Source organism: Kitasatospora sp. NPDC059571 (genome assembly GCF_042735675.1).
Classification (GTDB): domain Bacteria; phylum Actinomycetota; class Actinomycetes; order Streptomycetales; family Streptomycetaceae; genus Kitasatospora.
In genome coordinates, this window is the sequence record NZ_JBHWBW010000143.1 from 1 (window position 1) to 10,159 (window position 10,159).

8 protein-coding genes and 1 pseudogene are annotated in these 10,159 nt (G+C 74.9%); 4 read left to right on the forward strand and 5 right to left on the reverse strand.

Annotated features, from left to right (window positions below; genetic code table 11):
• Nucleotides 1-54 precede the first annotated feature (54 nt).
• The gene (locus ACFV0G_RS18045; RefSeq protein ID WP_380548108.1) at nt 55-1,404 is read right to left on the reverse strand and encodes a class II 3-deoxy-7-phosphoheptulonate synthase; all 1,350 of its coding nucleotides are present in this window, start codon (nt 1,402-1,404) and stop codon (nt 55-57) included.
• 308 nt (nt 1,405-1,712) lie between these two features.
• Between ACFV0G_RS18045 and ACFV0G_RS18050 the strand changes: the two genes are divergently transcribed.
• On the forward strand, nt 1,713-3,653 hold the full coding sequence (locus tag ACFV0G_RS18050; RefSeq protein ID WP_380548111.1) for an anthranilate synthase family protein: 1,941 nt from the start codon (nt 1,713-1,715) through the stop codon (nt 3,651-3,653).
• Nucleotides 3,654-3,799: 146 nt separating this feature from the next.
• On the opposite strand, the gene ACFV0G_RS18055 is transcribed toward ACFV0G_RS18050, so the two are convergent.
• The 3 genes from ACFV0G_RS18055 to ACFV0G_RS18065 all read right to left on the reverse strand — a co-directional run bounded on the left by ACFV0G_RS18055 (nt 3,800) and on the right by ACFV0G_RS18065 (nt 6,535).
• Nucleotides 3,800-4,462, reverse strand: coding sequence for a response regulator (locus ACFV0G_RS18055; protein WP_380548114.1), 663 nt, complete (start codon nt 4,460-4,462; stop codon nt 3,800-3,802).
• The gene (gene macS / locus ACFV0G_RS18060; RefSeq protein ID WP_380548148.1) at nt 4,462-5,586 is read right to left on the reverse strand and encodes a MacS family sensor histidine kinase; all 1,125 of its coding nucleotides are present in this window, start codon (nt 5,584-5,586) and stop codon (nt 4,462-4,464) included. The genes ACFV0G_RS18055 and macS overlap by 1 nt, the downstream gene beginning before the upstream one ends.
• A gap of 106 nt (nt 5,587-5,692) precedes the next feature.
• Nucleotides 5,693-6,535, reverse strand: a complete 843-nt coding sequence (locus ACFV0G_RS18065; RefSeq protein ID WP_380548117.1) for a 1-acyl-sn-glycerol-3-phosphate acyltransferase — start codon at nt 6,533-6,535, stop codon at nt 5,693-5,695.
• A gap of 179 nt (nt 6,536-6,714) precedes the next feature.
• Between ACFV0G_RS18065 and ACFV0G_RS18070 the strand changes: the two genes are divergently transcribed.
• Together ACFV0G_RS18070 and ACFV0G_RS18075 are read left to right on the forward strand one after the other, a co-directional pair.
• The gene (locus ACFV0G_RS18070; RefSeq protein ID WP_380548120.1) at nt 6,715-7,494 is read left to right on the forward strand and encodes an alpha/beta hydrolase; all 780 of its coding nucleotides are present in this window, start codon (nt 6,715-6,717) and stop codon (nt 7,492-7,494) included.
• A 10-nt stretch (nt 7,495-7,504) separates the two neighbouring features.
• Nucleotides 7,505-8,122 carry a hypothetical protein gene (locus ACFV0G_RS18075; RefSeq protein ID WP_380548123.1) on the forward strand — a complete coding sequence of 206 codons (618 nt, stop codon included), beginning with the start codon at nt 7,505-7,507 and terminating at the stop codon, nt 8,120-8,122.
• Nucleotides 8,123-8,178: 56 nt separating this feature from the next.
• On the opposite strand, the gene ACFV0G_RS18080 is transcribed toward ACFV0G_RS18075, so the two are convergent.
• Nucleotides 8,179-9,345, reverse strand: a complete 1,167-nt coding sequence (locus ACFV0G_RS18080) for a low temperature requirement protein A (protein WP_380548126.1) — start codon at nt 9,343-9,345, stop codon at nt 8,179-8,181.
• 142 nt (nt 9,346-9,487) lie between these two features.
• Between ACFV0G_RS18080 and ACFV0G_RS18085 the strand changes: the two are divergent.
• A pseudogene (locus ACFV0G_RS18085) lies at nt 9,488-10,159 on the forward strand (DUF4352 domain-containing protein); the annotation flags it as partial.

Below are 10,159 nucleotides of genomic sequence, written 5' to 3' on the forward strand. Positions count from 1 at the left end.
CCCTCCGCCGTCCGGCGGAGGGGCCTTCCTCACATTGCGATCAAGCCGCGGGTGTCACTGGTTGCGGTACATCTCCGCGACCAGGAACGCCAGGTCCAGCGACTGGCTGCGGTTGAGCCGCGGGTCGCAGGCCGTCTCGTAGCGCTGGTGCAGGTCGTCGACCAGCACCTCGTCGCCGCCGCCGACGCACTCGGTGACGTCGTCGCCGGTCAGCTCCACGTGGATGCCGCCCGGGTGGGTGCCCAGCGCGCGGTGCACCTCGAAGAAGCCCTTGACCTCGTCCAGGACGTCGTCGAAGCGGCGGGTCTTGTGGCCGCTGGAGGCCTCGAAGGTGTTGCCGTGCATCGGGTCGCAGATCCACACGACCTGGGCGCCGGAGGCGGTGACCTTCTCCACCAGGGCCGGCAGGTGCTCGCGGATCTTGCCCGCACCCATCCGGGTGATGAAGGTCAGCCGGCCGGGCTCGCGGTCCGGGTCCAGCCGGTCGATCAGGGTGAGCGCCTCGTCGACCGAGGTGGTCGGGCCGAGCTTCACGCCGATCGGGTTGCGGATCTTCGAGGCGAACTCGATGTGCGCGTGGTCCAGCTGGCGGGTCCGCTCGCCGATCCAGACCATGTGGCCGGACACGTCGTACAGGTCGCCGGTGCGCGAGTCGGTGCGGGTCAGCGCCGTCTCGTAGTCCAGGATCAGCGCCTCGTGCGAGGAGTAGAACTCGACCGTCCGGAACTCCTCCGGGGCCACCCCGCAGGCGTTCATGAAGGCGAGCGCGTTGTCGATCTCCCGGGCGAGCTGCTCGTAGCGCTGGCCGGACGGCGAGTTGCGCACGAAGTCCTGGTTCCAGGCGTGCACCTGGCGCAGGTCGGCGTAACCGCCGGTGGTGAAGGCGCGCACCAGGTTGAGCGTCGCGGCGGAGGCGTTGTACATCCGCTTCAGGCGCTCCGGGTCCGGGATCCGGGACTCCGGGGTGAACTCGAAGCCGTTCACCGAGTCGCCGCGGTAGACCGGCAGGGTCACCCCGTCCCGGGTCTCGGTCGACTTGGAGCGGGGCTTGGAGTACTGGCCAGCGATCCGGCCGACCTTGACCACCGGCACCGAGGCGGCGTACGTGAGCACGGCCGCCATCTGCAGCAGCGTCTTCAGCTTGTTGCGGATCTGCTCGGCGGACACGCCGTCGAAGGCCTCGGCGCAGTCACCGCCCTGGAGCAGGAAGGCCTCACCGCGGGCGACGGCACCGAGCCGGGCGCGCAGCTGGTCGCACTCGCCGGCGAAGACGAGCGGCGGATACGAGGCGAGGTCCGCAAGGGTCTTGCGCAGAGCCTCTTGGTCCGGCCATTCGGGCTGCTGCGCCGCGGGAAGGGACTGCCACGAGTGGCCTGTCCCGTTGGTCTCAGTTGTCACGGTCACGCAGCAAGGCTACGGGGTGCCACAACCGAATTGTGCCCGCCGCCCGATGGGTGAGACGGTCCATGGACATTTCGGTGAGGCACTTCACACCGGCGGAGCATCCGCTACGCTCGTCCCCGTGACCGCGACACACACCTGTTCCTGGTGGTGGGCCAGCCCGATGGGCGGCCCACCGATCGCGCGTCTCCACTAGACGACACGACGGCCGCCCCTCGGGGCGGCCGTCGGCGTTCCGCCGGCAGTGGCGGCCGTCCCGGGCAGAGCGACCGACCGCTCCCTGCACGCCGCCCCGGAAGGACCGCCGTACCGTGACCGCCCCAGCCGATCTGCTCGCCCGCCTCGCCGCCCCCGGCGCCCCGGCCTTCGCCCTGCTGCACCGCCGCGCCCCGCGCCTCGCCCCGGACACCGTCGAGGTCCTGGTGGGCACCGTCGGCGCCCACGACACCCTCGCCGGGCTGCCCGTGCGCACCGGGGTGCCCGCCGGCGGCCCCCGCCACGACCTGCTCGCCCTCGTCCCGTACCGGCAGATCCGCGAGCGCGGCTTCGACGCGCACGACGACGGCACCCCGCTGCAGGCGCTGGCCGTCGAGGAGCAGTACGCCTTCCCGCTGGCCGAGGTGCTGCCCGCGCTGCCGCAGCGGCCCGTCGCGCTCGGCGGCGGGAGCTTCGACATCGACGACGAGAGCTACGCCGGAATCGTCCGGCGGGTGATCGAGGACGAGATCGGGCGCGGCGAGGGCGCCAACTTCGTGATCCGCCGGGACTTCCGCGGCCGCCTCGACGGCTTCGACACGGCGCTCGCGCTGACCCTCTTCCGCCGCCTGCTGGAGCAGGAGCGCGGCGCGTACTGGACGTTCCTGGTGCACACCGGGGAGCGCGTGCTGGTCGGCGCTTCGCCGGAGGTCCACGTCCGCCAGTCCGGCGGCACCGTGGTGATGAACCCGATCTCGGGCACCTACCGGCACCCGGCCGAGGGCCCGAGCGTCGAGTCGGTGCTGGAGTTCCTGCACGACCCCAAGGAGCTCGAGGAGCTCACCATGGTGGTCGACGAGGAGCTCAAGATGATGTGCACCGTCGGCGACCTCGGCGGCCAGGTGCTCGGCCCGCGCCTGAAGGAGATGGCCCACCTCGCGCACACCGAGTACGAGCTGCGCGGGCGCACCTCGCTGGACGTGCGCGAGGTGCTGAAGGAGACCATGTTCGCGGCCACCGTGACCGGCAGCCCGGTGCAGAACGCCACCCGGGTGATCCGCCGCTACGAGTCCTCCGGACGCGGCTACTACTCCGGCGCGCTCGCCCTGATCGGCCGCTCCGCCAGCGGCGGCCAGCAGCTCGACTCCCCCATCTGCATCCGCGCCGCCGACATCGACCCGGCCACCGGCGAGCTGGTCGTGCGGGTCGGCGCCACCCTGGTGCGGCACTCCGACCCGGACTCCGAGGTCGCCGAGACGCACGCCAAGGCGGCCGGCGTGCTCACCGCGATCGGCGCCCGGCCCGCCCCGGAGCGGACGTCGGCCCGCGGCGGCGGCCCGCGGCTGGCGGACGACCACCGGGTGCAGGCCGCGCTGGACGCCCGCCGCGCCAACCTGGCGCCGTTCTGGCTGCGGATGCAGCAGCCGGCCGCCGCCGTGCCGGGCCCCGAGACGCTGGTGGTGGACGGCGAGGACACCTTCACCTCGATGCTCGCCCACCTGCTCACCTCGCTGGGCCACCGGGTGACCGTGCTGCGCTACGACACCCCCGGCCTGCGGGAGACGGTCGCCGCGCACACCGGCCCGCTGGTGCTCGGCCCCGGCCCCGGCGACCCGGCCGACCCGGAGGACGCCAAGATGGCGCTGCTGCGGCCGATCGCCGCCGACGCGCTGGCCGCCGTCCGCTCCGGCGAGCGCACCGCGCCGCTGCTCGCGGTCTGCCTTAGCCACCAGCTGCTGTCCGCGCAGCTCGGCCTGCCGCTGGCCCGCAAGGCCGTGCCGTACCAGGGCGCACAGGAGCAGGTCGACCTGTTCGGCACCAGGCGCACGGTCGGCTTCTACAACACGTTCACCGCCCGCTGCGACGACGCCGCCGCCGAGCGGCTGGCCGCGGACGGCGTCGAGGTGGCGCGCGACCCGCTGACCGGCGACGTGCACGCGCTGCGCGGCCCGGGCTTCGCCGCGCTGCAGTTCCACCCGGAGTCGGTGCTGACCCGCGAGGGCGTGGACATCGTCGCCGAGCTGCTGCGCACCGCGGCGGCGGGCGTGCGGGGCTGACGGCCGGTCACGGCCCCCGGGGGCGGGGGTGGGGGTGCACCTGGCCCCCGTGGGGGGGGGGGGGGGGGGGGGGGGGGGGGGGGGCGGCCGCGGGCCGGCCGCGCCCCCGCCCGGGCGGTTCGCCCGCCGGGCCGGGCCGTACGGGGCTACAGCTCGTCGTCCAGCCCCTGCTCGATGGCGTAGCGGACCAGCTCGACGCGGTTGTGCAGCTGGAGCTTGCCGAGGGTGTTCTGCACGTGGTTCTGCACGGTGCGGTGGGAGAGCACCAGCCGGTCGGCGATCTGGCGGTACGACAGGCCCTTGGCGACCAGCCGCAGCACCTCCGTCTCGCGGGCCGTCAGCTGCGGTGCGGCGGGCGCGGCCGGGGCCGCGGGCTCGGCGGCCAGCCGGCGGAACTCGCCGAGCACCAGCCCGGCCAGCCCGGGCGTGAAGACCGGGTCGCCGAGCGCCGTACGGCGCACCGCGTCGATCAGCTCCTCGCGCCCGGCGGACTTCACCAGGTAGCCGGTGGCCCCCGACTTGACGGCCTCCAGGACGTCGGCGTGCTCGCCGCTGGCGGACAGCACCAGGACCCGGGTCGCCGGGTCCAGCGCGATGATCCGCCGGCAGACCTCGACGCCGGGCAGCGCGGGCAGGTTGAGGTCGAGGACGACGACCTGCGGGCCGGCGGCCTGGGCCCGGCGGACGGCCTCCTCGCCGTCCCCGGCGGTGGCCACCACCGCGAAGCCCGCCTCGGCGAGGTCCCGGGAGACGGCCTCGCGCCACATCGGGTGGTCGTCGACCACCATGACCCGTACCTGGTCCGACATCAGTTCCCCTTCCTGGGCACCCGGAGCTCCACCTCGACACCCTGGTCCGGCGCCGCGTACAGGTCGGCCGTGCCGCCGAGGTCGCGCAGCCGGCCGCGGATCGACTGGGAGACACCGAGCCGTCCGGCCTGCTCCGCCTCGCCGAGCCGGCCGGACGGGAAGCCGGCGCCGTCGTCGCGGATCGACACGGTGACCGCGTCGGGCTCGTCCTCGACCAGGATCCAGGCCCGGGCGCCGTCGCCGGCGTGCCGGCGGACGTTGTCGACCGCGGCGCCGACCGCCGCGGCCAGTTCGGCGGCCGTCCGGGCGGGCAGCAGCACCGGGGTGCCGGGGGCGGAGACGGTGATCCGCTCGTCCGCGTGGACCCGGACGAGTGCGGTGAGGTCGCGCAGGGCGGGCCCGTCGCCGTCGCCGGCGGCCTCCGAGCGGGCGGCGGGCGGGCCTGCGGTCATCAGGGCGCGCAGGGCGCGCTCCTGTTCGCCGGCCAGGCGGCCGAGTTCGCCCAGGTCGCCGTCGCGGCGCCGGACGAGGGCCAGCACCTGGAGCACGCCGTCGTGGATGTCCCGGGAGAGCCGTTCGCGCTCGCGGGTGGCGGCCTCCACCTGGAGCGCCCTGGTGAGCACCGCCTCGCTGGCGCGGGCGAGTTCGATGACGTAGCCGATCGCGCAGCCGGCCACCATGAGCAGCACGATGTTGTGGATGTTGTCGGGCGTGATGCCGCCGTGGCTGAGGATGTTGGCGAGGCCGATGAGGGTGGCGGCGAAGGCGGCGGGCTTCCAGCCGCCCTTGCCGGCGAAGCCGAGGACGGTGCCGGCCGCCCAGATGGTGGGCAGGGTCGGGGCGCCGCCGTGGATCCGGGCGGGGCTGTCGATGATGCCGCTCATCACGATGCCGGTGACGGCCGCGCCCAGGTCGAAGCCGAGCACGTACCAGGTGCAGCGCAGCGGGCCGGAGAAGGCGCGGGTGGAGGCGAGCGTCCACACCGTGAGCGCGCCGAGGTAGATCCAGCCGGAGACCGGGTGGCGGAACTCCAGGTAGGAGTTGAGGTAGCGCAGGACGGCGTAGGCGAGCGCGAGCACCCGGAAGTAGCCGATGGCCCGCCACAGCGGCATCTCGACGGACATGCCGCCGGCCGCCACGGATCCGCCGGTGCGCAGCACCAGTGCGGCGCCGGGCCGGCCGGGCCCGGCTCTGTGGTCCTCCGCCATTCCCGCTCCCCCCTGCGCCGGTCTACTGCTCGGCGCTGCCGTCCCCGGCGTCCTCGGCGCTCCCGGCGCTCTCGTCGGCGGCCGCCTTCTCGGCCTCCTGGCGGGCCTTCTCGGCCTCCTTCTGGGCGGCCTTCTCGGCCTTGTGCTCGGCGCGGCGCTCCGCGTCGGCGCGCTTCTTGTCGTCGGCGATCTGGCGCTTGGCGGCGGTGGCGTAGATGTCGACGTACTCCTGGCCGGAGAGCCGCATGATCTCGTACATCACCTCGTCGGTGACCGAGCGGAGGATGAAGCGGTCGTTCTCCATGCCCTGGTAGCGGGAGAAGTCCAGCGGGCGGCCGATCCGGATGCCGGGGCGGATGCCGAAGTTGGGCACGACCTGGCCGGGCGGCTGCACCTTCTCGGTGTCGATCATGGCGACCGGGATGACCGGGGCGCCGGTCTGCAGGGCGACCCGGGCCAGGCCGCCGACCTTGCCGCGGTAGAGCTTGCCGTCGGGCGAGCGGGTGCCCTCGGGGTAGACGCCGAAGAGCTCGCCGCGCTCGATCACCGCGATCGCGCTGCGGATCGCGGCCTCGCCGGCGCCGCGCACGCCCGAGCGGTCCACCGGCAGCTGGCCGACGCCCTTGAAGAAGGCGGCGGTCAGCTTGCCCTTGAGGCCGGGGGTGTTGAAGTACTCGGCCTTCGCGATGAAGGTGACCCGGCGCTTGATGAGCGCGGGGAAGAAGAAGGAGTCCGAGAAGGAGAGGTGGTTGCTCGCGATGATCGCGGCCCCCTCGTCGGGGATGTTCTCCTCGCCCTCCATCCACGGCCGGAAGAAGATCCGCAGCAACGGCGCGACGATCATCTTCATGATGCGGTAGAACAACCCGGGCCTCCTGGTGTGCGGACCGGTCGATCCTAATGCCCAGGGCTTGCCCCGTGTGCACCGGCAGGCCCGCGGCGGAGCCGGTCGGGCCCTGTACGGGAGCGGCGCGCCCGTGGGACGATGCCGCCCCGGGTACCGGCGAGTAGGCCGGCCCGAGCGTGGATGCGAAGGAGCCCGTGATGCCGCCGCTGCCCGGTGCAGAACCGTTTCACCACGAGGGCGGCCCGGTCGGCGTCCTGCTCGTCCACGGCTTCACCGGCTCCCCGCAGTCGATGCGCCCCTGGGCGGAGCACCTCGCGGCCGCCGGCCTGACCGTCGCCCTGCCGCTGCTGCCGGGCCACGGCACCCGCTGGCAGGACATGCAGGCCACCCGCTGGGAGGACTGGTACGCCGAGGTCGAGCGGGAGTTCTCGGCGCTGCGCGAGCGCTGCGAGCAGGTATTCGTCTGCGCCCTGTCGATGGGCGGCTCGCTCGCCCTGCGGCTGGCCGCCCGGCACGGCGACGCGATCGCCGGCCTGGTGCTGGTCAACCCGTCGGTGCGCTCGGACAACCCGGCGACCGTCCTGCTGCCGGTGTTGCGGCACCTGGTGCCGAGCCTGCCCGGGGTGGCGAACGACATCGCCCTGGAGGGCTCCGCCGAGCTCGGCTACGACCGGACGCCGCTGCACGCCGCCTGGTCGCTGTCCCGGCTGTGGCGGACGGTGCAGGCCGCGCTGCCCGAGGTCCGCCAGCCGGTGCTGCTGCTGCACAGCCCGCAGGACCACGTGGTCTCCCCGGCCAACTCGGAACTGGTGCTCGCCCGGATATCCTCGACGGACGTGACCGAGAAGCTGTGCGAACGCAGCTTCCACGTCGCGACGCTGGACCACGACGCCGAAATGATCTTCGAGTCGAGCCTCGACTTCATCCGGCGGCTGGCGCCGGCGGCGACGACCGATGCCGAGCACCATCTGGGCTGAAAGGCCGGCAGTGAACGAGACCAGCAGGGCGGGCGGCGACGAGGAGCTGCCCGAGGACGGCACGGCCGACCGCGGACGTCAGGACCCGGCGCGGGAGGAGGGCGGCGCGGCACCCGCACGCCGCCCGGGGCCCGGCAGCCAGGCCGAACAGGACGCGATCTTCGCTGCCCTGGTGGCCCAGTTCGACGACCCCGTCGACCTGACCGACCCGGACTGGCCGGAGATCGAGAACCTGCGCAGCCAGGAGCAGGCGCCCGGTCCGGGCCCGGTCAACAGCCTGGCCGACTTCGCCCCCCGGCCGCGCCCGCGGCCCCGGCCGGACACGGCCGGCCAGGTCGCCGGGCCGCGCGACTTCGAGGTCGCCGAGGACCCGGACGAGGGGCACTTCGTCCCGCCGGAGCCGCCCCCGCTGCCGCCCGCCGACACCACGGCGAAGTTCGCCTGGCTCGCCGTCCTCGGCGGCCCGGCACTGCTGCTGTTCGACGTGTTCTTCTGGCACGAGGTGGCCGGCTGGCCGGCCTGGGCCGGCGTCACCGCCTTCCTCGGCGGCTTCGTGACGCTGGTCGCCCGGATGAAGGACCGCGACGACGACGAGCCGGACGACCCGATGGGCGGTGCGGTGGTCTGAGACCGGCACGGCCGGCCCGCCCGCCGGGCGCCGGACGCCCCGGCGCCCGGTGCGGCTCAGCCGGCGGCCGGGGCGGGCGAGCGCCCGGCCGCCCGGGCGCGCCGCTTGGCCAGCGAGGTCATCACCAGCACCAGCAGCGCGGCGCAGCCGACCGCCGCCCAGGCGGGCAGCAGCAGTGCGGCCGGCAGCAGCAGGCCGAAGGTGAGCAGCGGGCAGGGCAGGTACCACAGGGCCACGGTGCGCAGCCCGTCGCCGTAGCGCAGCGCGATCGCGGCGTTCGCGGTGTAGTAGGCCAGCACGCCGCCGCAGAGCGCCCAGCGGGCGCCGGGCGGGAGCACGTGGGCGGGTTCGGAGACCGCGGTGCCGAGTGCCGCGGCGATCACGGTGATCCCGGAGACCAGCACGAACGGCAGGTACATCACGGTGTCCCGGATCGCCCGGGTGGAGCGGCCGGCCTGCGCCCGGGCGAGGCCGCGGGCCGCGCCCGAGGTGCCCCAGAGGAAGAAGACCACCGCGAGTTCGGCCACCACGACGAAGCCGAGCAGGGCGGCCGTGCCGGACGGGCCGGTGAAGTGCCCGGCGAGGGTGGCGACCACGGTGAACACGCTCTCGCCCAGCACGATCACCACGAACAGGCTGATCCGCTCCACCAGGTGCTCCACCGAGAGCCGCTCGTAGAACCCGGTGTCGACCCCGCGGCGGACGACCAGCAGCACCACCTCGACCGCCATCGCCACCCCCCACAGCACGAAGCGCCCGGCGCCCGGGACGACGGCCGACACCGCCCAGAGCGCGGCCGGCAGGACGCAGTACAGCACCGGCCGCCAGGTCGGCAGCGCGCTGCCGGGCAGCCGCGACCTGCGGTACCAGAGCACGAAGGTCGCCAGCCGGACCCAGGCGGCACCGAGCGCGTACGCCCAGGCCCGGTCCCCCAGGCCCTGCGGCGCGGCGGCGGCCATCAGGCCGATCCCCGGCATCGCGCCCAGCAGCACGGCCTGGGCGTGCGGGTTCTCCGGGCCGAACAGGTCGACGGTGACCATCAGATTGGCCCACGCCCACCAGGCCGGGAAGAAGAGCACCACGAAGGCGCCGAAGTCGCCGGGCCCCGGATCGCCGTGCAGGCGGGCCGCCAGCACGCTGACGAAGACCACGAAGACCAGGTCGAAGAAGAGCTCGTACCAGCCGGCCCGCTGCTCCCGCGGCTCCTCCCGCTGCGTGTCCACGCGCCCACTCTAGGGGTGTGCACCCCGCCGCGGCCGGGCCTGCGGGGCAGGCCGGGGCGCGCCGCGCGGCGGCGCCGGCGGGCCCGTAGCGTGGAAGGTCGAGGGCCGGCCGCCCCGGCGGCGCCCGGGAAGGCGGCGCGGTATGCGGTCCACCGGAGCACGGCGTGCCCTGGCCGGCGGTGCGGCGGCGACCGTGCTGGCCGTCCTCGCCGCCTGCGGCTCCCCCGAGGTGGTCGACCACCCGGCGGCGACCGGCAGCGCCCCCTCCTCGGGCGCCTCCTCCGCGCCGGGCGGGACGGGGCAGGCGCAGGTCGGCGACACGGTGGAGCTGACGGGCAGCGCGGCGGGCTCCCGGATGGCGGTGACGGTGACCGCGGTGGCCGACCCGGCGAACCTGGCGAACGACATCGGCTCGCCGAGCCCCGGGCAGAAGCTGGTCGCGGTGCAGTTCCGGCTGCACAACACCGGCACCACCGCGTACGGGGACGCGCCGTCCAACGGCGCCGAGGTGGTCGACGGGCAGGGGCAGGGCTTCAACGCGGTTATCGCGGACGTGACCTCCGGGCCGGCCTTCCCCGCCGGGGTGCACCTGGCCCCCGGCGACACCGCGCTCGGCTGGATCGCCTTCCTGCTGCCGGTCGCCTCGCACCCGGCGCGGGTGCAGTTCACCCTCGACTCGGGCTTCGCCGACCGGACCGGGCAGTGGACGGTGCCGGGCGGGGCGCGGGGGGCCCCCCCCCCCCCCCCCCCCCCCCCCCCCCCCCCCCCCCCCCCCCGCCCCCCCCCCCCCCCCCCCCCCCCCCCCCCCCCCCCC

Coding starts and splice junctions, on each gene's coding strand:
- macS (WP_380548148.1), bottom strand. CDS start 5,586: ATGTCCGTCGAGATGCCGCTGTGGCGGGCCATCGGCTACTTCCGGGTG.
- ACFV0G_RS18055 (WP_380548114.1), bottom strand. CDS start 4,462: ATGTCGGACCAGGTACGGGTCATGGTGGTCGACGACCACCCGATGTGG.
- ACFV0G_RS18070 (WP_380548120.1), top strand. CDS start 6,715: ATGCCGCCGCTGCCCGGTGCAGAACCGTTTCACCACGAGGGCGGCCCG.